Source organism: Dactylosporangium sp. NPDC051087, assembly GCF_055586325.1.
The window spans coordinates 130,043-155,735 of the sequence record NZ_JBVJIJ010000005.1 but is presented as its reverse complement, the minus strand read 5'-3'; the positions used below and the strand labels follow the sequence as shown (position 1 = coordinate 155,735).

General features: G+C 72.2%; 22 protein-coding genes. 13 read left to right on the top strand and 9 right to left on the bottom strand.

Annotation, left to right across the window (positions count from 1 at the left end):
* The first annotated feature begins 5 nt into the window (after positions 1-5).
* Positions 6-1,148 carry a M48 family metallopeptidase gene (locus ACZ6TV_RS11790; protein ID WP_465297127.1) on the top strand — a complete coding sequence of 381 codons (1,143 nt, stop codon included), beginning with the start codon at positions 6-8 and terminating at the stop codon, positions 1,146-1,148.
* A 14-nt stretch (positions 1,149-1,162) separates the two neighbouring features.
* On the opposite strand, the gene greA is transcribed toward ACZ6TV_RS11790, so the two are convergent.
* Together greA and ACZ6TV_RS11780 are read right to left on the bottom strand one after the other, a co-directional pair.
* Positions 1,163-1,663, bottom strand: a complete 501-nt coding sequence (greA, locus tag ACZ6TV_RS11785; RefSeq protein WP_465297126.1) for a transcription elongation factor GreA — start codon at positions 1,661-1,663, stop codon at positions 1,163-1,165.
* 86 nt (positions 1,664-1,749) lie between these two features.
* On the bottom strand, positions 1,750-2,166 hold the full coding sequence (locus tag ACZ6TV_RS11780; RefSeq protein WP_465297125.1) for a DUF4307 domain-containing protein: 417 nt from the start codon (positions 2,164-2,166) through the stop codon (positions 1,750-1,752).
* Positions 2,167-2,268: 102 nt separating this feature from the next.
* On the opposite strand from ACZ6TV_RS11780, the gene mca reads away from it, so the two are divergent.
* From mca to ACZ6TV_RS11755, 5 genes are all read left to right on the top strand, one after another.
* Positions 2,269-3,132 carry a mycothiol conjugate amidase Mca gene (gene mca / locus ACZ6TV_RS11775; protein WP_354776366.1) on the top strand — a complete coding sequence of 288 codons (864 nt, stop codon included), beginning with the start codon at positions 2,269-2,271 and terminating at the stop codon, positions 3,130-3,132.
* Positions 3,133-3,137: 5 nt separating this feature from the next.
* Complete coding sequence (locus ACZ6TV_RS11770; RefSeq protein ID WP_465297124.1) at positions 3,138-3,377, top strand: hypothetical protein; 240 nt, start codon at positions 3,138-3,140, stop codon at positions 3,375-3,377.
* Positions 3,378-3,563: 186 nt separating this feature from the next.
* The gene (locus ACZ6TV_RS11765; RefSeq protein WP_465297123.1) at positions 3,564-6,074 is read left to right on the top strand and encodes a putative bifunctional diguanylate cyclase/phosphodiesterase; all 2,511 of its coding nucleotides are present in this window, start codon (positions 3,564-3,566) and stop codon (positions 6,072-6,074) included.
* A 102-nt stretch (positions 6,075-6,176) separates the two neighbouring features.
* A complete protein-coding gene (locus ACZ6TV_RS11760; RefSeq protein ID WP_465297122.1) occupies positions 6,177-6,761 on the top strand; it encodes a TIGR03086 family metal-binding protein in 585 nt (194 codons plus the stop codon).
* Positions 6,762-6,818: 57 nt separating this feature from the next.
* On the top strand, positions 6,819-7,481 hold the full coding sequence (locus ACZ6TV_RS11755) for a hypothetical protein (RefSeq protein WP_465297121.1): 663 nt from the start codon (positions 6,819-6,821) through the stop codon (positions 7,479-7,481).
* A 6-nt stretch (positions 7,482-7,487) separates the two neighbouring features.
* On the opposite strand, the gene ACZ6TV_RS11750 is transcribed toward ACZ6TV_RS11755, so the two are convergent.
* From ACZ6TV_RS11750 to trpB, 3 genes are read right to left on the bottom strand one after another with little or no spacing between them, the layout of a single operon-like run.
* Complete coding sequence (locus ACZ6TV_RS11750) at positions 7,488-8,171, bottom strand: GntR family transcriptional regulator (RefSeq protein ID WP_465297338.1); 684 nt, start codon at positions 8,169-8,171, stop codon at positions 7,488-7,490.
* A 55-nt stretch (positions 8,172-8,226) separates the two neighbouring features.
* A complete protein-coding gene (gene trpA, locus ACZ6TV_RS11745) occupies positions 8,227-8,958 on the bottom strand; it encodes a tryptophan synthase subunit alpha (RefSeq protein ID WP_465297120.1) in 732 nt (243 codons plus the stop codon).
* Positions 8,955-10,163, bottom strand: coding sequence for a tryptophan synthase subunit beta (trpB, locus tag ACZ6TV_RS11740; RefSeq protein WP_465297119.1), 1,209 nt, complete (start codon positions 10,161-10,163; stop codon positions 8,955-8,957). The genes trpA and trpB overlap by 4 nt, the downstream gene beginning before the upstream one ends.
* Before the next feature lie 154 nt (positions 10,164-10,317).
* Between trpB and ACZ6TV_RS11735 the strand changes: the two genes are divergently transcribed.
* A complete protein-coding gene (locus ACZ6TV_RS11735) occupies positions 10,318-10,662 on the top strand; it encodes a VOC family protein (protein WP_465297118.1) in 345 nt (114 codons plus the stop codon).
* A 118-nt stretch (positions 10,663-10,780) separates the two neighbouring features.
* On the top strand, positions 10,781-12,211 hold the full coding sequence (locus ACZ6TV_RS11730; protein WP_465297117.1) for a hypothetical protein: 1,431 nt from the start codon (positions 10,781-10,783) through the stop codon (positions 12,209-12,211).
* Positions 12,212-12,226: 15 nt separating this feature from the next.
* Here the strand turns inward: ACZ6TV_RS11730 and ACZ6TV_RS11725 are convergent, their stop codons facing one another.
* On the bottom strand, positions 12,227-13,711 hold the full coding sequence (locus ACZ6TV_RS11725; RefSeq protein ID WP_465297116.1) for an AAA family ATPase: 1,485 nt from the start codon (positions 13,709-13,711) through the stop codon (positions 12,227-12,229).
* A gap of 82 nt (positions 13,712-13,793) precedes the next feature.
* Between ACZ6TV_RS11725 and ACZ6TV_RS11720 the strand changes: the two genes are divergently transcribed.
* The 4 genes from ACZ6TV_RS11720 (at position 13,794) to purE (ending at position 18,130) form a co-directional block, all read left to right on the top strand.
* Complete coding sequence (locus tag ACZ6TV_RS11720; protein ID WP_465297115.1) at positions 13,794-15,761, top strand: thioredoxin domain-containing protein; 1,968 nt, start codon at positions 13,794-13,796, stop codon at positions 15,759-15,761.
* Positions 15,762-15,865: 104 nt separating this feature from the next.
* Complete coding sequence (locus tag ACZ6TV_RS11715; protein WP_465297114.1) at positions 15,866-16,423, top strand: hypothetical protein; 558 nt, start codon at positions 15,866-15,868, stop codon at positions 16,421-16,423.
* Between the two features lie 82 nt (positions 16,424-16,505).
* Positions 16,506-17,636, top strand: coding sequence for a 5-(carboxyamino)imidazole ribonucleotide synthase (locus ACZ6TV_RS11710; protein ID WP_465297113.1), 1,131 nt, complete (start codon positions 16,506-16,508; stop codon positions 17,634-17,636).
* Complete coding sequence (purE, locus tag ACZ6TV_RS11705) at positions 17,633-18,130, top strand: 5-(carboxyamino)imidazole ribonucleotide mutase (protein WP_465297112.1); 498 nt, start codon at positions 17,633-17,635, stop codon at positions 18,128-18,130. Before ACZ6TV_RS11710 ends, purE begins: the two co-directional genes overlap by 4 nt.
* Before the next feature lie 54 nt (positions 18,131-18,184).
* Here purE and ACZ6TV_RS11700 read toward each other — a convergent pair whose 3' ends face one another.
* Both ACZ6TV_RS11700 and ACZ6TV_RS11695 read right to left on the bottom strand, forming a co-directional pair.
* Positions 18,185-21,007: an AbfB domain-containing protein gene (locus ACZ6TV_RS11700; protein ID WP_465297111.1), complete on the bottom strand. Its 2,823-nt coding sequence runs from the start codon at positions 21,005-21,007 to the stop codon at positions 18,185-18,187.
* A gap of 436 nt (positions 21,008-21,443) precedes the next feature.
* Positions 21,444-21,647, bottom strand: a complete 204-nt coding sequence (locus ACZ6TV_RS11695; RefSeq protein WP_327008300.1) for a cold-shock protein — start codon at positions 21,645-21,647, stop codon at positions 21,444-21,446.
* A gap of 311 nt (positions 21,648-21,958) precedes the next feature.
* On the opposite strand from ACZ6TV_RS11695, the gene ACZ6TV_RS11690 reads away from it, so the two are divergent.
* Positions 21,959-23,083, top strand: a complete 1,125-nt coding sequence (locus ACZ6TV_RS11690) for a glycosyltransferase (RefSeq protein WP_465297110.1) — start codon at positions 21,959-21,961, stop codon at positions 23,081-23,083.
* Between the two features lie 675 nt (positions 23,084-23,758).
* On the opposite strand, the gene ACZ6TV_RS11685 is transcribed toward ACZ6TV_RS11690, so the two are convergent.
* On the bottom strand, positions 23,759-25,693 hold the full coding sequence (locus ACZ6TV_RS11685) for a beta-galactosidase (protein WP_465297109.1): 1,935 nt from the start codon (positions 25,691-25,693) through the stop codon (positions 23,759-23,761).

Genomic DNA, 25,693 nt, shown 5'->3' with positions numbered 1-25,693 from the left:
CCTTTGTGACCTTTGGCTTCGGCTGGCTCGACCGCCTCGCGCAGCGTTCCGCCCGCCGCCACACCCTGGCGACGTTCGAGGCGTTCATGCGTGGCGCCGACCGCACCACCACCACGGTCGGCGCCGGCCTGCTCGTGATCTCGTCGCTGCTCCTGTACGGCCTGGTCCTGGCATTGCTGGCGGCCGGCGTCTGGCTCTGCACGATCTCGATCCCCGGCGTGGTCGTGGGCCTGCTCGTGATCGCCGTGGCGGTCCTGCTGCGGCCCAGGCTCGGCCGGACGCCGAAATACGCGACCGAGGTCACCGGGGCGGAGGCGCCGCAGCTGCACGCGCTGGTCCGCGAGGCGGCGGCGGCCGTCGGTGCGCCGGCGCCGCGGATCTACGTCGAGGGCGACTGGTTCGACGCGGGGGCCTGGGCGGTCGGGCTGCGCCGCCGCCCGATCCTGGTGCTTGGGCTGCCGCTGTGGAACGCCCTGCCCCGGCAGGGACGGATGGCGCTGCTGGGCCACGAGCTCGGCCACTTCGTCAACGCCGACCCGCGGCGCGGCCTGCTGACCCAGCCGTCGCTGACGGTCCTCGACGAGCTCGACGGCCTGCTGCGGCCGGAGCCGCTACGGGAGACCGACGGGTGGGCCGACGGCTTCTTCGTGAACTGGATCGTCGTGCCCATCCTGAACACGCTCAAGCTCGTGCTGCGCCTCCTAATGTGGACGCCCCGGATCGCGCTCGCCGTGCTGGTCCTGCGGGAAGGGCAACGCGCCGAATACCGCGCCGACCGGATCGCCGCGCGGATGGGCGGCCGATCGGCGGCCGTCGACCTGCTCGACACGCTGGTCGTGCTGGACAGCCTGACGATGCTGATCAAGCGGGACGCCCGGGCCGGGCGGCCGGTCGCCGAGTGGCCGCAGACCACCCGGCAGCTGCTCGACGAGGTGCGGCCGCAGCTGTCCGTCCGGCGCGCCGCCGCGACCGAGGACGAGATCACGCTCTTCGCCAGTCACCCGCCGTCAGGCCTGCGGGCGCGGCTGGTCGAGGCGACCGCGCCGGAGTCCGCGGCGGTCGTGCTCGACAGCGCGCGCAACGAACGGATCGACGCCGAGCTGGCGCGACACAGTGCCAGCTCGGCGCGGACCCTCAAAGCGTTGTGACGCCCGGCCTTCGCTCAGCCGCCGAACGGCTCGAACGAGATGACCTTCACCTTGATCTGTGACCCGTTCGGGGCGACGTATTTCACCTGGTCACCCTTTGCCGCGCCCAGGATCGCCTTGCCCAGCGCCGACTCTGGGCTGTAGACGGTGAGGTCCGTCGTCGCCGCGATCTCGCGGGAACCCAGCAGGAACGTCTCGGTGTCGTCCTCGTCGTCGTCGAACTGGATCGTGACGACCGTGCCGGGCGCGACCGCGTTGCTGGCCGGCGCCTCGCCGACGACCGCCTTGCGCAGGAACTCCTTCAGGTACAGGATGCGGCCCTCGGCCTTGCCCTGCTCCTCGCGGGCGGCGTGATAGCCGCCGTTCTCGCGCAGGTCGCCCTCTTCGCGGCGTGCGTTGATCTCCGCGGCGATCGCCGGCCGGTTGGCGATGTGCTCGTCCAGCTCGGCCTGGAGGCGGTCATATGCTTCCTGCGACAGCCAGGTTGTCCCCTGGTCGCCGTCGGTCGTCGACACTGAAGATCTCCTTAACGGGCACGCTCGGTCAAACCACTAACGTACCAGTGAGCCGCATCACCGCCGGCATGGAAAATGCTGGGTGCTCAGCGGGTGCGCTTCGGCCCGCAGGCGGGGACCTCGACGGTGACCGGCCGGTCGCTGGTGGCCAGCCGGTAGGTGACCAGTGCCTCGGGGCCCTTCGGCACGTCGACCTCAGCCAGGCCGACCTCCTCGCCGCTGGCGGAGCGGGCCCGGACCCGGCAGGTCGCCTCCTTCGCGGCGTCCTTGCGGACCACGAACTCGACGGTGATGCCGTCGTCGCCGATCGCGTAGAAACGCTGGACCTGCGGCTCGTACTCCTGCGGCCCGTACTGCTGGAAGAGCTTCACGGCGATGAGCACCCCGGCGACCGCCGCGACGGCGGCGACGAGCACGACCAGCCAGGTGCGGCGCGGCCGTGGCTCCCGGCGGCGGCCGTAGCGGCCCGGCGGGTATTTGGCTGTGGTGTGCGTCTCGGTCACGGGAAGGAGGTCCTCGTCGTTTCGTCGGAGGTACCGACCACAATAGGGTCGTAACCCGGGGCGCCCCCGCAGTGGGGTTGACGGACACCTTGAGGAGAGCTCGTGAGCGAGCAACTGCGATTGATGGCGGTGCACGCGCATCCCGACGACGAGTCGAGCAAGGGCGCGGCCGCGATGGCCCGCTATGCCGCCGAGGGCGTCGAGGTGCTGGTCGTCACGTGCACCGGCGGCGAGCGGGGCAGCGTGCTCAATCCGAAGCTGGACCGGCCCGACGTCTGGGAGAACATCGCGACCATCCGCCGCGCCGAGATGGACCGGGCGCGGGAGATCCTCGGCGTCGACCAGGCCTGGCTCGGCTTCGTCGACTCGGGCTTCCCCGAGGGTGACCCGCTGCCGCCGCTGCCCGAGGGCTGCTTCGGCCTGATGGATCCCGAGGAGGCGGCGGCGCCGCTGGTCGAGCTGATCCGCAGGTTCCGCCCGCACGTGATCACCACCTATGACGAGGAGGGCGGCTATCCGCACCCCGACCACGTCATGACGCACAAGGTCAGCATGGTGGCGTTCGAGGCGGCCGGCGACGCGGCCCGCTATCCGGACAAGGGCGAGCCGTGGCAGCCGCTGAAGCTGTACTACAACATGGGCTGGTCCAAGGTCCGCATGCTCGCCCTGCACGAGGCGATGATCGAGGCCACCGGCGAGTCGCCGTACACGGAGTGGATGCAGCGCTGGGAGGACCGCGACGACAAGGGCGACCGCGTCACCACCCGGGTCCCGTGCGGCGAGTTCTTCGAGGCCCGCGACGACGCCCTGCGCGCGCACGCCACCCAGGTCGACCCGGACGGCTTCTGGTTCGCCGTCCCGCTCAACATCCAGCAGAAGATCTGGCCCACCGAGGACTATGAGCTGGTGAAGTCGCACGTCGACACACGCACGCCGGAAGACGATCTCTTCGCGGGCGTAAGGTAGGCAGTATGCAAGCGTGGCAGTTCCTCGCCGAGAACAACTTCGGTGACACCCGCTCGGGCGGTCTGGCCGGCCCCATGGGGCTGCTCATCATCGTGCTGCTCGCCATCGCGACGGTGCTGTTGATCCGCAACATGACCGCCCGGATCCGGCGGCTTCCCGCCGAGTTCCCGGACCCCGACAAACCCGCCGCCTCGACCGACGGTGGTCACAGCGACAACGACACAGAGGCAGAATCGCGCCTCTGACCTCTGTTGTGCCTTCTTTCCGTGCTTTAGCCTTCACGGGGTGCGCGTTCCTTTCGCCGGACGCGTCTCCCTGTTGGGCAGGGAAGGGGGGCAAATGGTGGTCACCCCGTTCGTCCTTACTCCTGCTCACGCTGCGCAATCGCGCCGACGCTTAGCGTCATTGTCGTCGGTCGATACGGTGCATCGATGACACCCGTGCCGGTGCGCCTCACCGCCACCGTCGCGTCCGTCGCCGCCATCGTCGTGGCCGTGGGCGCGGCGCTCGTCATGTCCACGGGCACCGGGCCGGCCGGGGCGGTCGCGGCGAGCTTCGGCCTCGTGATCCTCGCGCAGCTCGCCCGCCTGAAGGTGCGCGCCGGCGCCGGCCAGGCCGCCTTCGCCTGGGGCGAGGCCGCGATCGTCGTCCTGTGCGTCAACCTGCCGCCCGCGATGATCCCGATCGTCGTCCTGGCCGGCGCCGCCGTGTCGCACACCGTCCTGCGCGCCGTCGACGCCCGTGCCGGACGCGTCCGCAGCCCGCGTGACCTGCTCTACACCGTCGCCGCCCTCACCATCGCCGGCGCGCTCGCCGCCGTCACCACCGCGCTGGTCGCGCCGGTCCACGACGCACCGCTGACGCCCCGCGGCGTGCTCGCCCTGAGTGCCGGCGCGCTCGGGTACTGCCTCGTGTCGATCGGCCTCACCGCCGCGCACGTCGCCGCCACCCGGGGCGGCCGGCCCGTCGCCGTCGCCCTCGACCTGCTGCGCGCCAAGCTCCTCATGGTCGTCGGCAACATCGCCGTCGGCCTGGTCATCGTCTGGGCGTGCTTCACCGATGCGCTCCTGCTGCTGCTCCTGCCGCCGGTGCTGTGGCTGCTCCAGCAGCTGTACGCCAGCCGCATCGGCGACCGCGAGGAGCGCCGCACCTGGCACGAGTTCGCCGAGGCGACCCGCGACCTCAACCGGCTCGACGTGCGCGGCACCGCCGAGGCCGGCATCGAGGGCGCCCGCCGCCTCTTCGGCGTCACCGCGGCTCGGGTCGTCCTCGCCGGCGGCACCGCCTTCGGCACGCACGACCCCCCGACCGGCGCCGTCCCGACCGGCGGGGGTGCAGGCGCTGTCCCGGCCGGCGACGGTGATCGCGGCGCCGGCCACGCGGAAGGCCCGGGTCGCGGTGCCGGGGCGTCCGGGACGGTCGTGCATCCCCTCGCCGTGGGTGCGGTGGCCGTCGGTGAGCTGCACCTGACCGGTCTCGGCCGGCTGCGTCCGCGCAACCAGCGGATGCTCGACGCGTACGGCGACGCCCTCGCGGCCGCGCTGCACGACGCGATCAGCCAGGACGAACTGCGCTCGATGAGCGAGCGGACCACCTACGACGCCGTCCACGACCCGCTGACCGGCCTGTTCAACCGGGCGGCGCTGCTGTCGCGGGGCAACGCCATGCTACGCAGGCTCGGCGTCGACGAGCCCGTTGCGATGCTGCTGCTGGACGTCAACGACTTCAAAGAGGTCAACAACGCCCTCGGTCACGCCGCCGGTGACGAGGTGCTCCGCGTGATCGCCGGCCGGGTCACCGAGGCCGGCAACCCCGGCGACCTGCTCGCCCGGCTCGGCGGCGACGAGTTCGCGCTGCTCATCACCGATCTGGACACCGGCGGCGCCGACCTCGCCCTGGCCTCCGCCGTGGAGCGGGCCCGGAAGCTCGGCGCGCAGCTCGCCGTGCCGATGCGCGTCGACGGGGTGCTGCTGTCGAAGGAGCCGTCGATCGGTGTGGTCGTCGCCGCCGCCGGCGAGGTCGACCTCACCGAGCTGCTGCGCCGCGCCGACATCGCCATGTACCAGGCGAAGCGCGCCGTGCAGCCGGTCGCCTGGTACGACGCCGGCCGCGACGACGCGAGCACCGACCGGCTCGCCCTGCTCGCCGAGCTGCGGGAGGCGTTGAACGCCGACGAGCAGCTCAGCGTGGAGCTGCAGCCGGCCGTGTCCCTCGCCGGCGGCGCCCAGCAGATCACCGGCGTCGAGGCCCTCGTGCGGTGGAAGCACCCGCGCCGCGGGCGGCTCGCCCCCGACCAGTTCCTGCCGGTCGTGGAGGCCAGCGAGCTGATGGGCCCGCTGACCCGGTGGGTGCTCGACCGTGCCATCGGCCTGGCGTCCAGCTGGCGCCGGGCCGGGCTGGCCGTCCCGGTGTCGGTCAACGTCTCCGCCCGCAGCCTGCTGGAGCGGCAGCTGCCCGAGGCGATCGGCGACCTGCTCGCCCGGCACCGCCTCCCGGCCGAGCTGCTCGTCCTGGAGATCACCGAGACGGTGATGCTGTCCAGGTCACCCGTCATCGACGACGTCCTCGGCCGGATCAGGCGGCTCGGCGTCCAGCTCGCCGTCGACGACTTCGGCACCGGGTTCTCGTCGTTCACGGTGCTGACGCGGCTGCCCGTACAGGAGGTGAAGATCGATCGGGAGTTCGTCGCCCAGATGATCGACTCGCCGAAGGCCGAGGCCATCGTCCGGGCCACCGTCGAGCTCGGGCTGCGGCTCAAGCTGCGGGTCGTCGCCGAGGGCGTGGAGACCCCCGGCCAGCGGGCCGCGCTCGCCGCCCTGGGCTGCACGTCCGCGCAGGGCTTCCTGTTCCACCCGCCGCTGCCCGCCGACCGGCTCGCCGCCGTCCTGCGCGAGCGCCGCCAGGTCCAGCGCCGCCACCTCCGCGCCGAGGGCGCCGGCTAGATCACGTACACCCCGACCCTCCGGCAAAGACCGGCCATTTAGTGGAATGGAGTATTCCGTTCTGATAGACTGGTCGCAGTCACCGAGTTGAGGGAGTGCACGATGAGCGCGAACACCTGGACCGTCCTGGACGAGTCGCACGCGGCGCTGCGGGCGGTGCTCGCCGGGCTGCGCCCGTCGGACCTGGCGCTGGCCACGCCGTGCGAGCGGTGGAACGTCACCCAGGTCCTCCAGCACGCGGCCGGCGACCAGCTCGGCTTCGCGGCGGCGATCACCGGCGAGGGCTGGCCGGCGTTCGACCCGTTCTCCCCCTCGGGGGAGCTGGACGGGGACCTCGAGGCATTCGTGGCGTTCGTCGAAGGCACGATGCGGGCGTCGGCGGCGGCCTGGGCGACCGTCGCGGCCGACGCCACCGACGCGCCCACGCCGCTGCCGCAGGGCAAGATGGCCGGCTGGCTCGGCGCCGGGGCGTGCGGGCTCGACGCCGCCGTCCACGCCTGGGACGTCGCGGTCGCGACCGGGCAGCCGTCCCCGCTGTCCGACACCCTCGCGGAGCGGCTGCTGCCGGTCGCGCGCGAGCTCGTCGAGCCGCTGCGGGCCTATGGCGCCTATGCCCCGGCGCTGCCGTCCGGCGACCCGGACGGGGCCGCGGTGACCCTGCTGCGCTACCTGGGTCGCGCCGCCTGACGTGCGGCTCTGCGTGGCGCCCCGACCGTGGGTGACCGCTCCGGTACCGTCGGCGGCATGCGCGGGGAGCGGTTGGTCGCCGCCGGCTTCGTGGTCGGCGCGGTCGCGGTCGGGGCGTTCGTGGTCCTCGACAGATATGAGGGTTCGGCCCAGTTCGCGGATCTGCCCGGCGACGCCGACGTGCGGCTCGTGGGCAGGTTCACGCCGAAGCAGGTCGAGCGGATCGCGGCGCTGCCGCAGGCGGCCGCGGTCGAGTGCGGCACGACGCTGTTCGGCGTCACGGTCGTCACCTCGCGCGGCGTCCTCAACGGCGCGACGGTCCTGACCGCCGCCAGCCGGCCGGGCCTGCGCTGGTCGGACGTCCGGTCGGGGAGCTACCCGGGGTCGGACTCGCAGGTGCTGATCGACGAGCGGACCGCGGCCGCCCACGACATCCGCCCCGGAGAGCGGGCGACCCTGTCCCGCGGGCAGACCGTCGTCAACGCGACCGTCGTCGGGATCGCCGGCCGGCCCGCGGACACCGCCGTCGGCGCGCAGGCGGCGGTGCTCATGCTCCCGCCGGGGGCGGTCGCGGCGCTGGACGGCGGCGCGTCGTGCGACTCGGTGACGGTGCAGCTGCGCCGCACCCGGGACGCGAGCGCGTTCAGCCGGCAGGCCCACGACCTGCTCTCACCACCACCGGCGGTCGTCTACGACGTGTCCCTGCGCGGCCACGTGTAGCCGGCCTCAGCCGCCGGCGCCGGACCAGGTGAGCGACAGCCCGGACGCCGCACGCGAGGCCCGGATCTCCATCGTGTCGCCGAGGATCACAGCCCGGTCGGCGACGACCGGGGAATCGTCCAGGGCGTAGGTGACCCGGTCGCTGACGAACACCGGCGTCCCCGCCGCCGCCCGCAGGTGCCCCGCGACGACCTCGTCGAGCACGTCCGGCCGGATCGTCTCGGTGGCCCTGGCGACCGCGACCCCGGCGTCGGCGAGTGCGGCGTACAGCGACGTCGTCGTGAAATCGACCGGCCGCAGCCGCGCGCTCAGCCCTTTGCGGACCCACGACACCTGGTGCACCGCGGGCCGCCCGGCGAACTCCCGGACCCGCTCCAGGCGCAGCGCCGGCGTCCCCAGCTGCGCCCCGATCGCCGCCGGCGGCCGGCGCACCCCGTTGTCCAGGACCGTGGTGCGCACCTCGTGCCCCTGCTCGCGGAGGTCGTCGGCGAGACTGCGCAGCGAGCCCAGCCGGTACGCCAGATGCGGCGGCGACACGAACGTGCCCTTGCCGGCCTGCTGGACGATCAGCCCCTCGTCGCTGAGGTGCCGCAGGGCCTGCCGCAGCGTCATCAGGGTCACGCCGTAGCTCTGGCTCAGGTCCCGCTGGGCGGGCAGCGCGTCACCCGGCGCGTAGTGACCGGCGCGGATCTTCTCGGCCAGGTCGGCGGCGATGCTGCGGTACCGCGGCTCGGAGTTGATCGGCTCACCCTTCGTCCATGGTCTCCCGGATCGCGCGGAGGAACGCCCCGACCTCGGCCGGCGTGGCGCCGTCGAGCACCCGGCGCATGATCGCCGCGCCGATGACGACCCCGTCGGCGAGGCGGGCGGCCTGCGCGGCCTGCGCCGGGGTGGAGATGCCGAATCCTAGCAACACCGGCAGGTCGCAGCGGTCGGCGAGCCGTCCCGCGAGGGCCCGCGCGGACGTGGCCAGGGTCTCCCGCTCGCCGGTGGTGCCCATGACGGTGACCGCGTACACGAAGCCGCGGCTGCGGCGGGCGATCTCGTCGAGGCGCTCGTCGGGCGTGGCCGGCGACGCGAGCAGCACCAGGTCCAGGTCCTGCTGCTCGAACTCCGCGCATTCCTCCAGCGGCAGGTCGGGCACGATCAGCCCGTCGAAGCCAGCGTCGCGCAGGTTCGCGCAGAAGGCGGGGTCGCGCACGACGAGGTTGGCATAGGTGCTCGCGACCAGCGGCACCGTCCCGGCGAACTCCGAGCTGCGGGTGAGGATGCCGCGCAGGGTCGCGCCCCTGGTCAGCGCCGCGTGGGTGGCCTCCTGGATGGTCGCGCCGTCGAGCGTCGGGTCGGAGAACGGCAGGCCGATCTCGATCGCGTCGGCGCCGTTGTCGATCAGCGCCCGCAGGTGGTCGGTCCAGCCGGCGACGGCGCCACCGGTGAGGTACGGCATCAGGATCTTGTGGTCGGAGGGCAGTTTCACAGCAGCTCCCGCAGCGCCGAGATGTCCTTGTCGCCGCGGCCCGACAGGGTCAGCAGCACGGTCGAGCCGGCCGGCAGCGTGCCGTCGGCGGCGGCGCGGATCACCCACGCGACGGCGTGCGCGGACTCCAGGGCCGCCACGATCCCCTCGGTGCGGGCCAGGCGGACCACGGCGTCGACCACCTCGGTGTCGCCGACCGTCACGTACCGCGCCCGGCCGAGGTCCCGCAGCTGCACGTGCTCGGGGCCGATGCCCGGGTAGTCGAGGCCGGCCGCGATCGAGTGCGCCTCCAGGACCTGCCCGTCGTCGTCCTGCAGGAACATCGACCGCACCCCGTGCAGCACGCCGAGGCTGCCGCGGGTCGCGCCGGCGCCCCCCTCCGCCTCGACCCCGACCAGCTTGGCGGCGGTGTCGACGAACCCGGCGAACGTGCCGGCCGCGTTGGACCCGCCGCCGACGCAGGCGACGACGTAGTCGGGCACGGCGGTGGGCAGGGCGGCGGCGCACTGGCGGCGCGCCTCGTCGCCGATGACCCGCTGGAACTCCCGCACCATCCACGGGTAGGGCATCGGCCCGAGCACCGATCCCATGCAGTAGTAGCTGTCCTCGGTCGCGCCGACCCAGTGCCGCATCGCCTCGCTGGTCGCGTCCTTCAGCGTCCTCGCGCCGGTGCGCACCGGCACGACCTCGGCGCCGAGCATCCGCATCCGGAACACGTTGAGCGCCTGCCGCTCGATGTCGCGCTCGCCCATGAACACGGTCGCGGACAGGCCGAACATCGCCGCCGCCGTCGCGGTCGCCACCCCGTGCTGCCCGGCGCCGGTCTCGGCGATCAGCCGCTTGTGACCCATCCTGGTCGCGAGCAGCGCCTGGCCGATCACGTTGTTGATCTTGTGCGAGCCGGTGTGGGTGAGGTCCTCCCGCTTGAGCAGCAGCGTCACGCCGAGCTCGGCGGACAGCCGCACCGCCGGTGTCAGCGGGGTCGGCCGGCCGACGTGCGTGGCGAGCAGGCCCGCGAGCCGGCCGCGGAACGCCGGGTCGTCCCACGCCTCCCGGAACGCCTCCTCGACCTTGCGGCAGGCGGGGATCAGGGACTCGGGCACGTAGCGGCCGCCGTAGTCCCCGAACCGGCCCAGCGGTCCCGGATCGTCCATCAGCTGCACGCGGACCGGCGTGCGGCTCGGCCGGATCAGCAGATCACCCATGGTCTCTCCCGTTCTACTGTTCTAGAACTGTTGCGACTGTTCTAGAACAGTGACAGAAGGGTCCGAGGAAGTAAAGCCGGTTCTGTCACATCGCCGGCCCGGCGTTCGTCAGGCTGGGTGAGAACGACAAACCTCTGCGAAGGAGAGAGCTCCCATGAGCGACGGATTCGGCCAGATCATCTACCCGGTCAAGGACATCGCCCAGGCCAAGACGCTGTTCAGCACCCTGCTCGGGGTCGAGCCGTACATGGACTCGCCGTACTATGTCGGGTTCCGCGTCGGCGGCCAGGAGATCGGCCTCGACCCCAACGGCGAGCGCAAGGGCATGACCGGGCCGGTCGCGTACACCAAGGTCGACGACCTCGAAGCGGGCCTGAAGGCGCTGATCGACGCCGGCGCCGAGCCGCACGGCGACCCGCAGGAGGTCGGCGGCGGCCGGCGCATCGCCACCGTCAAGGACCCGTCCGGCAACATCCTCGGCCTGCTGCACGACGCCTGACCGTCCCCGTTCTGTGGCCCCGCTCTCTCCACAGAGGGCGGGGCTGCGTGGCCGAGCCAGGTGGCGTACTGTCCTGCGTCGATCGGACCTCATCGTTCGAGATGATTCGGGGGAGTCAATGGACGCATCGACCTACCGCGTGCCGCCGAAGGTCGCGGCGCTCGCGGAACGGCAGCAGCTCGGCGGGCTCGTCGCCGTCCACAAGGGCGACCACCCGGTGACGGAATGCCTCACCGGCCTCGTCATCTCCGCGATCCTCTTCGGTGCAGCCGCCGGCATCTCCTGGGTCGTCTCCAACATCGAGTTCCTCCAGATCAAGCTGCTCGCCCTGGCCGTCGTGCTGCTGGCGATCGCCGGCCTGGCCGCGGCCGGCTACTCGTTCTACCGGCTCTTCGGCGCGTACGTCGTCGTGCACCACTACGCGCAGGGCCTGGTGTGGACCCGCAACCGCAGCGTCGACGCCGCCCCGTTCTCGTGGATCGACGAGATGTACGTGACGCGCAAGGAAACCGCCGTGAAGGCCGCCGGCGTAGTCACCCTCGACGGGCGCGCGGTCGACATCACCGGCGCGGAGAAGCCCGACTACACGGCCTTCGTCGAGCGGATCGAGGCGGAGCTGACCGCCCGCCGCTGCCAGATCCGGCCGGCCCGCCGCGAGGTCGGCCGCGGCCCCGCCGGCGTCGGCATCAGCGACAAGGCCGTCGCCGTCATCGCCGTCATCGGCGGCGGCGCGCTCGTCGCCGCGATCGCCGTCCCGCTGTCCCAGGCCGGCCTGCCCGGCGCCGTGGCCGCCGTCATCGGCTTCCTCGTCGTCGGCATCGCCGTCGGCCTGCTCGGCGCCCGCATCGACGGCCGGATCGCCGTCACCGGCGCGATCTTCGCCTCCATCGGCGGTCTCGTCACGATGATCGCCGTCGCCCGGCTCCTCCCGCAGGTCAACGGCTTCGTCACCGCGACCGTCGTCCTCGCCGTCGAGATGGGCATCCTGGCCGCGGTCCTCAACGTGTACCGCAACCTGCCCGCCCTCCGCCCGACCCGGGCCCGCAAGCGGCTCGCCGCCCGTTACAACTGGCAGTACCAGCCGTCCGCCACCGTCGCCGTCCCCGGCCCGCACAGCGCCCGCGCCGTCATCGGCGTCCAGGAACACGCGCAGTCCGTCGACCTCTACGACGTCCTCACCGGCACCGTCGACGGCGTCCAGGTGCTCGTCGGCGACCGGTACCGGCGCAAACCCCGCCGCAGCGACCCGGTGCAGACCATCTGGATGGTCCCCCTGCCCACCCCGGTGCCGTTCCTGCCGCACACCGCCTTCGACGCCGCCGGCCAGGTCGCCCCGACCGCGCCCGACCCGGCCCTCGCCGCCCTCTTCGCCGGCCGCGTCCCCACCCCGGAGCTCATCTTCGCCGTCCCACCGTGGTGGATCGAGGGCCAGTACCTCCTGTGCGAGGGCCAGGGCGACCCCGACGTGATCATCGCCTGGTCCACCCGCCTCACCCGCGCCGTCACCGCCATGCCCTGGGACACCGTCCGCGCCGCCGGCCGGCCCTGAGGTTCCCCGGCTGTATCAGGCTTGCCGCTGGTACAGCCGATCGAGCCCGACAAGCGCGATGCGGGCGTCCTCGGCGGCCTCGGCGGTCAACTCGGTGGTGAACCCCGCGCCGCCGTAGAGCGCGAGCATCGTGTCGCCGGTGTCGAAGCCTTTGAGTGCCAGCAGGTCACGGGCACGGGCCAGCCGGTGCAGGTGATGATGGCCGATGGTCTCGCCCCATTTCGCCTCGCCCAGAGCGACGATGCGTCGCGTGGTGCTGGACTGCTGCGGGGCCAGCGCCACCACGTCGACTTCGATCTGTGTCCGGCTCGCCGGATCGTTCACCGTCCCGGTCCCGATCTCGCCCGGCTGCTCGCCGAAGACCTCCGCGCCGGACTCCAGGGCGAAGGCCCGGCACAGCGCCTCGAAATGCGGCCCGGCGACCTGGGTGAGGAACGTCGGCCGGGTGGCGGCCCAGACCTGCTCGGCCCGGTGGATCTCCAGCTCGGCCCACCGTTTCCGCATGATCGCCTCGTAGAACGTGATCAGCGGCTCGACGATCCGGTAGCGGGATCGCCCCTGCCGGAAGAGGTCGGGCTCCCGGCGGATCAGGGCACAGTCCTCCAACACGTTCAGGGGATGGGTGATCTGGTCCGACCGGCGGCCGATGAAGCTCGCGATGCCGCCGTTCGTGTTGTTGCCGCTGGCGATCGCGGCGAGCACCGAGTGGTAGAGCGCGGGGTCACGGATGGCCGACTCCTCCGCCAGGAGATACCGCGCTTCTCTGAACAGCGGCGTCTGCGGGTTCAGGACGGTGCGGACGACCCACAGGCCGAAGTCGTCGAGGCCGGTGGGGGCGTCGCCCTGGGTGAACTCGTGGCGGTACGCAGGCGTGCCGCCGACCACGGAGTGCACCAGGACCGCGAGCCGGGGGTCGGTGATGCCCCAGAACTCCGCCGAGTCCAGATATCCGAACGGGTGGATGACCAGCTCCAGGCTCGCGCGGCCGCGCAGCGGAGCCTGACCGGACAGCAGATCGCCCATGACCGACATCGCCGACCCGCACAGGACGAGCCGGGCCGAACTGCCCTCTCCCGAGCCGCCCGGACCGAGCTCGCGCTGAATGATCGACGGCAGGGCGGGTGACGATCTGGACAGGAAGGGGAACTCGTCGATGATCACGGCCGTCGGCCGGTCCCGGAAGCTCCGGAACATGTGCGTGACGGCGTCGTTCCAGTCCCGGAAGGGCGTGTCCGGAAACTCGCCGGTGTGCCGGGTGAGCGCCTCGCTGAACAGGCGGAGCGACTCCGTCTCGGTTGCCTCGGTCGCCGCGAAATACATGCCACCGGTGGCCGCCGCGAGTGCCTGGAGCAGGTAGCTCTTGCCCTGTCGCCGCCGCCCGCTCACCACGCCGAGCGCCGCTCCGCCGCGGGTCGCGCTCATCGGGCTGGCGGCGAACCTGCCCAGTCCCTGCCACTCGCGGTCGCGGGCGAAGACCTTCGAGGGCTTGTCCACGGTCACTGGTTCATAATACAGAAGTTCACTTCCGGGAAGTATACTTCTGTAACTCTGGCGCGCCGGTGATCGTGAGAGGGTAGGAGGTATGGCCAACCGTCTCGCCGACGCGACCTCGCCGTATCTGCTGCAGCACAAGGACAATCCCGTCGACTGGTGGCAGTGGTCGCCGGAGGCGTTCGAGGAGGCGCGGCGCAGGGATGTGCCGGTGCTCATCTCCGTCGGATATGCGGCGTGCCACTGGTGTCATGTGATGGCGCACGAGTCGTTCGAGCACGAAGGGGTCGCCGCGCTCGTCAACGAGCTGACGGTGCCGGTCAAGGTGGACCGGGAGGAGCGGCCCGACGTCGACGCGGTGTACATGACCGCGACGCAGGCGATGACCGGGCAGGGCGGCTGGCCCATGACGGTGTTCGCCACGCCCGACGGGGAGCCGTTCTACTGCGGCACCTACTTCCCGAGGGACGCGTTCGAGCGGCTCGTCCAGGCGGTGTCCGAGGCCTGGCGGACCCAGCGCGAGGCGGTGCTCAAGCAGAGCGCGGCGGTGGTCGACGCGATCAGGCAGGTCGCCGCGAAGCCGCCCGCGAACCCGATGCACGAGGGTGTCCTGGACTCCGCCGCGCGGAGCCTGGTGAAGGTGTACGACAAGGAGCACGGCGGGTTCGGTGGGGCGCCGAAGTTCCCGCCGCACATGAACCTGCTGTTCCTGCTGCGGCACTACCAGCGCACCCACGACGACGAGGTGCTGGGCATCGTCCGGTTCACCGCCGAGCGGATGGCCCGCGGCGGCATGTATGACCAACTCGCCGGCGGGTTCGCGCGGTACTCGGTCGACGAGACCTGGACCGTGCCGCACTTCGAGAAGATGCTCTACGACAACGCGCTGCTGCTGCGGATGTACGTGCAGCTCGACCGCGTCGCCGGAGGGGGCACCGCGCGGCGCGTCGCGGCGGAGGTCGCCGACTTCCTGCGCCGGGACCTGCACGACGGGCACGGCTTCATCTCGGCGCTGGACGCGGACACCGACGGCGTCGAGGGCCTGACGTACGTGTGGACGCCGGCGCAGATCAACGAGGTCCTCGGCGACATCGACGGCGCCTGGGCGCGCTACCTGCTCGAGGTGACGGCCGATGGCACCTTCGAGCACGGCGCCTCCGTGCTGCAGCTGCCGGAGGACCCGCTCAACCTGGAGCGCTGGCTGGACATCAAGCGGCGCCTGCGGGAGGCGCGCGACGCCAGGCCGCAGCCCGCCAGGGACGGCAAGATCGTCGCGGCGTGGAACGGGCTCGCCGTCACCGCGTTGATCGAGTTCGGTCAGGTGTACGGCGACCGCAAGGCCGTCGAGCTGGCCGTGGACACGGCGCGGTACCTGGCCGGCACCCACATCGTCGACGGCCGGCTGCGGCGGGTCTCCCGGGACGGGGTCGCCGGCGCGCCCGCCGGGGTCCTGGAGGACTACGGCGCGGTCGCGGAGGCGTTCTGCGCGGTCCATCAGGCGACCGGCGACGGGTCGTGGCTGACCCTCGCCGGGCAGCTCATCGACGTGGCCCTCGAGCGGTTCGCGGACCCCGCCGGTGGCTTCTTCGACACCGCCGACGACGCGGAGCAGCTGGTCAGCCGCCCCGCCGACGTCACCGACAACGCCACCCCCGCGGGGCTGTCCACGATCGCGGCGGCGCTCGTCACGTATGCCGCGCTCACCGCCGACCCGAAGTACCGGGAAGCGGCGGAGCGGACCCTGGCCACGGTCGCCGTGCTCGCGGCCACCCACGGCCGGTTCACCGGATACGCCTGCGCGGTCGGCGAGGCGCTGCTGTCCGGCCCGTACGAGATCGCGATCGCCACCGAGGACCGCCACGACCCGCTCGTCACCGCCGCCTGGTGGCACGCCCCGCCGGGCGCCGTGGTGGTCGCCGGCCCACCGGACACGCCCGGGGTGCCGCTGCTGGAGGGGCGCGTCCTGCGGGAGGGGCGGCCCACGGCGTACATCTGCCGCAACTTCGTCTGCGACGCGCCGGTCACCGAGCTGGAGGACCTGGTCTCCGGCCTCGGCTAGCCCCGTTTCTCCTCAGGGCGAACACGCCCTCCTTCGGTATGCCCTTGCAACGGTGTAATCATGTAATCAGCGTTGCAGGCGTAACGGAGTAAGGGAGTCTTCAGATGCGACGAGGAGAATGGGGCCGCGGCGGCGGTCCACGCAGCGAGCCGCCGCCCGCCACCGACGCGCCCGCCTGGATCGGCGGCGCGCTGCCCGAGGGCTGGTTCACCGGACCGGCCGAGATCACCATCGACCGCGACGAGATCACCATCGTCGGCCGCCTCAGCGAGCCGGTGCTCGCCGAGGACGCGAGCGACGCCGACCGGTCCGCCGCCGAGCAGGGCCGCATCGCCGGCTTCCGGGAGACCACCCGCGACCAGCGGATCGGCATCGCCCAGCAGCTGGAGCGGCGCTACCAGCGCAAGGTCGCGTGGGGCGTGCGGGTCGGCGAGACGCGGGAGCTGTTCACCACGTTCTCGGCGCCGGTCATGACCCGGCTGCGCCAGGCCGAGCGGCAGGTCCTCGACACCCTCGTGGACTCCGGCGTCGCCCGGTCCCGCTCCGAGGCCCTGGCCTGGTGCGTGGCCCTCGTCGGCCAGCACGCCGAGTCGTGGCTGGCCGAGCTCCGCCAGGCGATGACCCAGGTCGACGAGCTGCGCAAGCAGGGCCCGTCCGGCTGACCGCCCCAGTGGTGTGATCCGTGCCGGTCGTGGTGCCCGGGGCAAGGGTGCCGCGGCCGGCGAACGCTAGGCTCACCAGCCTATGGACTCGCGAACCGGACTCCCCGTCGTGGGCATGGTGGGCGGCGGCCAGCTGGCCCGCATGACCCACCAGGCCGCCATCGCCCTCGGTCAGTCGCTGCGGGTGCTCGCAGTCTCCGCCGACGACGGGGCCGCGCTCGTCGCCGCCGACGTGACCGTCGGGCGGCACGACGACATCGACGCGGTCCGGGCGTTCGCGAAGGGCTGCGACGTGGTCACCTTCGACCACGAGCACGTGCCCGGCGACCTCATCCGCACCCTCGCCGCCGAAGGCGTCACCCTGCTGCCGGGGGCCGACGCGCTGCGGTATGCGCAGAACAAGCGCGAGATGCGCACCCACCTGGCGGAGCTGGGCCTGCCGGTGCCCAGGTGGACCGCCGGCGATCTGAAAGCGTTCGGCGACGAGGTCGGCTGGCCGATCATCGTCAAGACCGCCACCGGCGGCTACGACGGGCGCGGCGTCTTCGTCGCCCACTCCGAGGCCGACATCCCGGAGCACCCCGACCTCATCGGCGAGGAGCGGGTCGAGCTCAGGCGCGAGCTGGCCGCCGTCGTCGCCCGGTCGCCGCTGGGGCAGGTCGCCGCGTATCCGGTGGTCGAGACCGTGCAGCGGGACGGGATCTGCGTCGAGGTGCTCGCGCCCGCCCCCGGGCTCGACGAGGACGTCGCCGTCGAGGCGCAGCGGCTCGCCATCGACATCGCGACCAGGCTCGGCGTCGTCGGGGTCCTCGCGGTCGAGCTGTTCGAGACGACCAGCGGGAAGATCCTCGTCAACGAGCTGGCGATGCGCCCGCACAACTCCGCGCACTGGACGATCGAGGGTGCCAGGACCTCGCAGTTCGAGCAGCACCTGCGGGCCGTGCTCGACTACCCGATGGGCGACACCCGGCTCACCGCCCCGGCCGTGGTGATGGCCAACGTGCTCGGTGGCGCTCCCGGCGGCATGTCCATCGACGAGCGGCTGCACCACCTCTTCGCCGAGGAGCCCGGCGCCAAGGTCCACCTGTACGGCAAGCAGGTCCGCCCCGGCCGCAAGATCGGGCACGTGACGGTCCTCGGCGACGACATGGAAGACTGCCGCCGGCGCGCCTCGAAGGCCGCCCGCATCCTCGAAGAAGGGTATGAGCATTGACCGACGTCGGCATCATCATGGGCAGCGACTCGGACTGGCCCGTGATGCGGCTCGCCGCGGAAGCGCTGGACGAGTTCGGCATCGCTCATGAGGTGCGGGTCGTGTCCGCGCACCGCACGCCGCACCTGATGCTCGACTACGCCGGTGAGGCCGCGGCCCGCGGGCTGAAGGTCATCATCGCCGGCGCGGGCGGCGCGGCGCACCTGCCGGGCATGGTCGCCTCCGCCACCCCGCTGCCCGTCATCGGGGTGCCGGTGCCGCTGAAGTATCTGGACGGCATGGACTCGCTGATGTCGATCGTGCAGATGCCGGCCGGCATTCCCGTCGCCACCATGGCGATCGGCGGCGCCCGCAACGCCGGGCTGCTGGCCGCCCGCATCCTCGCCGTCGCCGACCCCGCCCTGCAGGCCAAGGTCCGCGACTTCCAGGACGCCCTGCGGAAGATGGTCGCGGAGAAGGACGCCGCCCTGACCGCGAGCCTGCACCAGGCCTGAAAAGGCGGAGCGGCCGCCGGTTGAACCGGCGGCCGTCCGTCTTGCCGAAACGATCTACGGCGCCCAGGGAGCCGCGAGGTTCCAGCTGCTGTCCGCGCTGAGCGCCTGCGGGCGCTGGAAGCCGGTCCCGTTCCCCGCCGAGATGAAGACCTGCGACTCGAAGTGCCGCAGGTACGCGCCGGGGATGTTGATCGACTCGAAGGTGACGCCGGTCCCGCCGATACCCGGGCGGGCGCAGAACGTCGCGTCGGCCTTGAACAGCGCCGAGTTGTCGTTCACCGCGTTGCGCACCCGGCTGTCGGCGTGCCGCAGGAACTGGCCGGGGAAGTTCACCGACTCGAACGAGTAGCAGGACGAGTCGGCGAGACCGCGCCGGACCGTGTACGTCGCGTCGGCCTTCAGCAGCGCGCTGCTGCCGCCGTTGACGATCTCGGTGTAGGCGAGGCTGTCCATGTGCCGCAGGTAGCGGTCGGTGAAGCTCCACGTGGTGACCTGCAGCGACCGGCGCACGTCGGTCGGCAGCAGCACCGAGGAACGCCACAGCGACGGGTTCGCCGTGTTCCAGGTCGCGTCGGCGGCGAAGCCGGCGGCGGTGTCCCAGGCGTTGGCGCCGCCGCTGCGGGCCAGGTACACGTTGTCCGCGTAGTGGCGCATGTACGAGCCGGGGAAGTTCAGCGACTCGAACGAGGTGCCGCCCGCGGCGAGACCGGGCCGGCTGCACCAGGTCGCGTCCGCGGCGAAGCTGCCGCCCGTGTTGGCGTCGATGCGGACCCGGTTGCTGGCGTGACGCAGGTACTGGCCGGGGAAGTTGACCGACTCGAACGAGAAGCAGCGCGGGTCGGCCAGGCCGGCCACCGTGCGGAACGACGCGTCCTGCCGGGCGCCGTCGGCGCTGGCGGAGCTGAGCACGTCGGTGCGGGCGAAGGAGTTCGAGTGCCGCAGGTAGCGGTTCGTCAGCCCCGCCGTGGTCACCTGGAACGACCGGACGTGCCCGAGGGTCATCGGCACAGCCGCGTTGAGGTTCTTCGACGCGTTGACGAGGTTGGTGTTCGCGGTGCGGACCAGATTGGTGTCGACCTTCTGGATCCGCCGGTCGTAGGTGAGCAGGCCGTTGTACTCGCCCTCGACGTCGGTGATCTCGGTGTACACGTACGCCGACAGCCCCCGGGTCGTCATGAGCGCCTGCGTGTCCCGGATCATGCCGGTGAACCGGTCGTTGAGCTGCGCGTTGATGAACACCTGCTCGTAGGCGAAGAACTGGTTGTCCGGGCTGTACTCGTGCCCCGGGGTGCGCAGGCCGATGCCGCCGAACTCGCCGAGCACCGACACGCGGTTCGCGGACGGCAGCGGCGCGTCGGGACCGGTGTAGATGTGCCAGTCGATGATGTCGCCGGTGCCGGGGTCACCCTTGGAGACGCAGCAGTTGTAGCCGCTGTGCGGGTTGATCAGACGGGTCGGGTCGTAGTTCTTGAGATCCGTGGTGACCCGCTGGGTGTCCGCGAGGTTCCACTCGCCCCAGCCCTCGTTGAACGGCACGTACGTGACGACGGCGGGGGAGAAGCGGTGCTCGTCGATGATCTCGCGGGCCTCGGCCTCGAACTCCGCGGTCTGCGCGGGCGTCCGGTTCTGGTCGAACGCCTGCGTCGACGGGATGTCCTGCCACACCAGCAGGCCGAGGCGGTCGGCGTGGTAGTACCAGCGCGCGGGCTCGACCTTGATGTGCTTGCGGACCATGTTGAACCCGAGGTCCTTGTGCTTCTGCAGGTCCGAGGCGAGCGCGGCGTCGGTCGGCGCCGTGTAGAGCCCGTCGGGCCAGAAGCCCTGGTCGAGCGTGCCGGCCTGGAAGACGAACTCGCCGTTGAGCGTCGGCCGCAGTACGCCGTTGACCAGCTTCTTGCCGATCTCCCGCATGCCGAAGTAGCTGACCACCTGGTCGACGGTCGCGCCGGAACTGTTGCGCATCGAGACACGCAGGTTGTACAGGAACGGGTCGTCGGGCGACCAGCGGCGCGCGTTCGGGACCGGGACGGTGAACTCGGTGAACCCGCCGGTGCTGCTGCCGACGACGGTCGAGCCGTTCATCGCCTCGGCGAAGACCGTGTGGCCGCTGACGTTGCCGCGGGTGAAGACCCGGACCCGGGCGGTGTTGTTGGCCAGGTTGGCGTAGATGTCGACGGAGTAGATCGACGAGACCGGGGTCGGCTCCAGCCAGACCGTCTGCCAGATCCCGGACGTCGGCGTGTAGAAGATGCCGGTCGGGTTGTTGGTCTGCTTGCCGACCGGCTGCTTCTCGCCGCGGCCGTCGGTCGGGTCGTAGACCCGGACCACGATCTCGTTGGCGCCCCCGTTGAGCTGCGGGGTGATGTCGACCTCGAAGCGGTCGTAGCCACCCTTGTGGGTGGTGACCTGCACGCCGTTGACCCAGACGGTGGCCTCGTAGTCCACGGCGCCGAAGTGCAGCTGGACGCGGCGGCCGTTCCAGCCCGACGGCACGGTGAACGTGCGCCGGTAGAACATCAGGTCGCGGTTGTCGTTGCGCATGATGCCGGACAGCGCGGACTCGACCGGGAACGGCACCAGGATCCGCTCGGGCAGCGTCTGCCCCAGCGGCGGCGCGGCGTACCGGTTGACGTTGCCGGCGCCGTCGGTGGCGGGGTTGAGGAACTCCCACTCGCCGTTGAGCGACTGCCAGTCCGGGCGGGTCATCTGCGGCCGCGGGTATTCCGGCAGCGGGTTCGTCGTGGACACCTGCGAGGTCCACGGGGTCGTCAGCGGCGGGGTCTTCGGCACGACGGCGAGGGCGGGCGCACCGGCCGCGACCAGCGCACCGGAGGCGAGCGTCAGGACCGCGAGGGTACGGGCGAGAAGGTGGCGCATCGAACTCCTTCTGGCGGGAAAGAGCACGCGGAACCGGCGCGCGGCCGGTTGGCGATCGGCCGTGCGCTGGCAGCGAGCGTCGGGTGAGCGGAAAAGTGAGCGTTTGGCGGGATCGACGGGCTTGGGTGGAGCCCAGGTTTTGGGAACGTAACATGAAACATTCCCGAACGGAACAGCTCACATGCGACCACAAATCAAACAAAATCCATCACCGCCGCGCGGTGTCCCGGCACGGCGCGCGGAGTGTCCCGGCCTGTCGCGCGAGACGTCCCGGCCGGCCGCACGGGATGTCCCGGCCCTGCCGTGGGGCGTGTTCCGGCCTGCGGTGCGGGACGTTCCGGGCTGCCGCGCGGCATGGTCCGGAACGCAAAAGCTCACGCCATCCGCAGGGCGGAGGCGTGAGCTTGAGCTGTCGCCGGACCGGCCGGCGCGCGGGTCAGACCGGGCGGATGTTGGCGGCCTGGGGGCCCTTGGCGCCCTGGGTCACCTCGAACTCGACCCTCTGGTTCTCCTCGAGGCTGCGAAAGCCGCCCGTGGCGATGGCCGAGTAGTGCGCGAACAGGTCCGCGCCGCCGCCGTCCGGCGTGATGAAGCCGAAGCCCTTTTCGGCGTTGAACCACTTCACAGTGCCGACTGTCATTACTGCTCCTCGCAGGTTGATGGCGTCCGCTCCGTGCGGGCGCCGCGTCGCTGCGGCTGTTGACCCTCGTCCGGAGACGGGGCTGGAAACGCAAAAAAACGCCCAGGGTATTCGATACCCACCCAGGCGCTGGCAAAGTATGCGGAAACCAAAACTGCAACGCTTTCCACGGTAGCACGCAAAAGGGCGCCTACCGGCCAGAACGCGAAATTCGGACTCGGAGTGGATCGCTTCGCGGGTGTACCGTGACCCCGGAAGGTCCGGCCATGCTCATCCCCTGGCGCCGAGCCCGCCGACGAAAGGTGGGCGCGGTGACCACGTCCTTCGGTCTGTTGAGCACGTATCCGCCCACCCAGTGCGGCATCGCCGCCTTCGCGGGCGCGCTGAGCACCGCGCTGTCCGCCACGGCGGGCGTCGACCGGGTCGGCGTCGTGCGGGTCGTCGACTCACCCACCTTCACCGACCGGCCCGAGGTGATCGCCCACCTGCAGGCCGGCGCCGACGGCTCACCCGAGGTCGCCGCCGCCGCGCTCGACCGGCACGACGTCGTGATCGTCAACCATGAGTACGGCATCTACGACGGCACCGACGGCGCCGGCGTGCTCGAGGTCCTGCGCCGGCTCAGGTCGCCCAGCATCACCGTCCTGCACACCGTGCTGCGCCGGCCGAGCGAGCACCAGCGGGGCGTCCTGGAGACCGTGGCGTCGCTCGCCGGCGCCGTCGTCGTCACCACCGAGGCGGCCAGGGCGCGACTGCACGAGACCTGCACGATCGACCCGGCGAAGGTGCACGTCGTGCCGCACGGCGCGCTCGTGCGGCCGGTGATCCGCACGGTCAGCTCGTCCGGCGAGCCGCTGGTCCTCACCTGGGGCCTGCTCGCCCCCGGCAAGGGTGTGGAGTGGGCGATCGCCGGGATGCGCGAGGTCCGCCACCTGTCGCCGCGCCCCCGGTACGTGATCTCCGGCCAGACCCACCCGAAGGTCCTCGCCGAGGAGGGCGAGAGCTACCGGCTGGGCCTCTACAAGAAGGTCCGCGCGTTCGGCGTGGCCGACCTCGTCAGGTTCGAGCGCTCCTACGCCGACCCGTCCGCACTGGCCCGCCTCGTCGACCGCGCCGACATTGTGGTCCTGCCCTACGACACGACCGAGCAGGTCTCCTCCGGGGTGCTGCACGAGGCGGTCGCGGCCGGCAAGCCGGTCATCGCCACACCCTTCCCGCACGCGGCGGACCTGCTCGGCACCGGCGCGGGCCTGCTCGTGCCACACCGCGACGGCGCTGCGGTCGGGGCCGCGCTCAAGCGCCTGCTCACCGACCCGGACCTGGTCGCGAGCATGCGCGCCGAGGGCCTGCGCCGCACGGCGGGGGCAGACTGGGCGACCATCGCGACGCGATACACCGCCCTGGCCGCGGCCCTGCCGACCCCCTCCAAGGCCTGACCGCGGCCCTGCCGTCCGCCGTCTCCGAGGCCTGGCCGGGGGTTCTGCCGTCCGCGGTCTTCGAGGCCTGACCGTGGCCCCTGCCGTCCGCCTCTGAGGCCCGACTGCGGCCCTGCCGTCCGCCTCTGAGGCCCGACTGCGGCCCTGCCGTCCGCCGTCTCCGAGCCTGACCGCGGTCGGGGCCGCGCTCAAGCGGCTGCTCACCGACCCGGACCTGGCCGCCGGCATGCGCGCCGAGGGGCGCGCCGCACGGCGCGGGCCGGCTTGGCGACCGTCGCGTCGCGATGCACCGCCTTGGCCGCGTGCCTGCCGCCTCCGAGGCCTGACCGGGCCCGCCGGTCGTTTCCGAGGCCTGACCGCGACCCGCCGGCCTCCTCCGAGGCCTGACCGCGGCCGTGCCGTTCGTCGGGGCTGCGCCGCGCGGCGCGGGCCGGCTTGGCGACCGTCGCGTCGCGATGCACCGCCTTGGCCGCGTGCCTGCCGCCCCCGAGGCCTGACCGGGCCCGCCGGTCGTTTCCGACGTTTCCGAGGCCTGACCGCGACCCGCCGGTCGTTTCCGGGGCCTGACCGCGACCCGCCGGCCGCCTCCGAGGCATGACCGCGCGGCCGTGCCGTTCGTCGCTTCCGCGGCCTGGCAGGGCGGGACCGGCTCGTCGGCGGGGTGACGGGCGGGCGTCAGCGCTCCTCGATCACGGCGACGGCACCGGCGTCGACGGTGGTGCCCTGCACGTCGACCGGGGTCGCGCCGTGGTTGATCGCAAGGATGAAGGGTGGGCGGCGGACCGCTTCCACGCTCTCCGGGAGGTCGGTGCGTGCGGGCAGCCCGGCGTCGTCGTACACCTGCCGCATCAACCTCCTGAGCGCCTCCCCGGCGAGGCGGGTGGAGACATACCAGGCACTGCCGCGTCCGTGCGCGTGCCGCGTGACGGCCGGGCCGCCGGGCGCGGGACCGTCGACGTAGTGCAGGACCGTCCGCGCGCCGGTGGGGGCCACGGCCTCGGCCCACACGTCGGCGCTGGAGCCGTCGCTGAGCCCGACCCGCTCGCCGGCGCGCAGCGGCAGGAACTCCTCGACGGTGACGCCGAGCAGGTCGCGCAGCGCACCCGGATACGGCCCGTCGGGGACGGTGTCGGCGGCGTCGACGATGCCGGAGAAGTAGGACACCAGCAGGGTGCCGCCGCCGGACACGTAACCGTCGAGGTTTCTCGCCGCGGCGCCGGTCGTCATGTACAGCGAGGGCACCACCACCAGGCGGTAGCGTCCGAGGTCGGCCTCCGGGTGGACGAAGTCGGCGGTCAGGTGGTCGAGCCACAGCGCCCCGTAATAGGCCTCGACCCGCTCGCGGTAGGCGAGGTCCACCGACGGGCGCCACTCCAGCTCAAGGGCCCACCACGACTCCCAGTCCCAGACGACGGCGACGTCGGCGGCGACCCGGGTGCCGCGCAGCGCGCCGAGGCCCGCCAGGCGCCCGCCGAGCTCCGTGACCTCGCGCCAGATCCGGGTGCCGGTGCCGCCCTGCGGCAGCATCGCCGAGTGGAACTTCTCGGCGCCGAAGCGCGAGGCCCGCCACTGAAAGAACATGACCCCGTCCGCGCCGCGGGCGACGTGCGCGAAGCTGTTGCGGGCCAGCTCGCCCGGGCGCTTCGCGATGTTGCGCGGCTGCCAGTTGACGGCGCCGGTCGAGTGCTCCATCAGCAGCCACGGCGCGCCGCCGGCGAGGCCGCGGGTCAGGTCCGCGCACATCGCCAGCTCGACGTGCCGGTCGTCGCGGGCGGCGTCCAGGTAGTGGTCGTTGGCGACGATGTCGACCTCGCCCGCCCACTTCCAGTAGTCCAGCCACTTGCAGTTGGCGATCATGAAGTTGGTGGTGATCGGCACGCCGGGGGAGTGCTCCCGCAGGACGTCGCGCTCCCGCCGGTAGTTGCCCAGGTGCGTGTCCGAGCAGAAGCGCAGGTAGTCCAGCTGCTGGGCCGGATTGACGGCGGTCGGCGCGACCCGCGGCGGCTCGACCTGCGCCCAGTCGCCGTAACGCTGACCCCAGAACGTGGTGCCCCACGCGGCGTTGAGCCCGGCCAGGTCGCCGTGCCGGTCCCGCAGCCACTCCCGGAAGGCGGCCGCGCACGTGTCGCAGTAGCAGTGCGCGTTGACCCCGGCATACTCGTTGTGCACGTGCCACAGCGCGACCGCGGGATGCCTGCCGTAGCGCCGGCCGAGCTGCTCGGCGATCGCGGCGGACGCGCGGGCATACGCCGGCGAGCTGGGGCAGAAGCTCTGCCGGCCGCCCGTGCCGAGCACCTGCCCGGCCCGGTCGACGAGCCGCGCGCCGGGGTATTGGTGCGCGAACCACGGCGGCGGCGCGGCGGTCGGCGTGCCCAGGTCGACCAGGATCCCGTTGGCGTGCAACAGCTCCAGCACCCGGTCGAGCCAGCCGAACGTATACCGGCCCTCCTCGGGCTCGCTCAGCGCCCAGCTGAACATGCCGACGCTGACGAGGTTGACGCCGGCGGCCTTCATGAGCTCGACGTCCTGCGCCCAGACCTCTTCCGGCCACTGCTCGGGCGTGTAGTCGCCGCCGTAGGCGATCCCGTCCAGCCCTCGTGGGTGTGCCAC

Bases quoted from the DNA above. Each gene is read 5' to 3' on its own strand.
- ACZ6TV_RS11770 (WP_465297124.1), top strand. From the start codon at position 3,138: ATGCAAGCGTGGCAGTTCCTCGCCGAGAACAACTTCGGTGACACCCGC.
- ACZ6TV_RS11765 (WP_465297123.1), top strand. From the start codon at position 3,564: ATGACACCCGTGCCGGTGCGCCTCACCGCCACCGTCGCGTCCGTCGCC.
- ACZ6TV_RS11760 (WP_465297122.1), top strand. From the start codon at position 6,177: ATGAGCGCGAACACCTGGACCGTCCTGGACGAGTCGCACGCGGCGCTG.
- ACZ6TV_RS11755 (WP_465297121.1), top strand. From the start codon at position 6,819: ATGCGCGGGGAGCGGTTGGTCGCCGCCGGCTTCGTGGTCGGCGCGGTC.
- trpB (WP_465297119.1), bottom strand. From the start codon at position 10,163: ATGGGTGATCTGCTGATCCGGCCGAGCCGCACGCCGGTCCGCGTGCAG.
- ACZ6TV_RS11735 (WP_465297118.1), top strand. From the start codon at position 10,318: ATGAGCGACGGATTCGGCCAGATCATCTACCCGGTCAAGGACATCGCC.
- ACZ6TV_RS11730 (WP_465297117.1), top strand. From the start codon at position 10,781: ATGGACGCATCGACCTACCGCGTGCCGCCGAAGGTCGCGGCGCTCGCG.
- ACZ6TV_RS11720 (WP_465297115.1), top strand. From the start codon at position 13,794: ATGGCCAACCGTCTCGCCGACGCGACCTCGCCGTATCTGCTGCAGCAC.
- ACZ6TV_RS11715 (WP_465297114.1), top strand. From the start codon at position 15,866: ATGCGACGAGGAGAATGGGGCCGCGGCGGCGGTCCACGCAGCGAGCCG.
- ACZ6TV_RS11710 (WP_465297113.1), top strand. From the start codon at position 16,506: ATGGACTCGCGAACCGGACTCCCCGTCGTGGGCATGGTGGGCGGCGGC.
- ACZ6TV_RS11700 (WP_465297111.1), bottom strand. From the start codon at position 21,007: ATGCGCCACCTTCTCGCCCGTACCCTCGCGGTCCTGACGCTCGCCTCC.
- ACZ6TV_RS11695 (WP_327008300.1), bottom strand. From the start codon at position 21,647: ATGACAGTCGGCACTGTGAAGTGGTTCAACGCCGAAAAGGGCTTCGGC.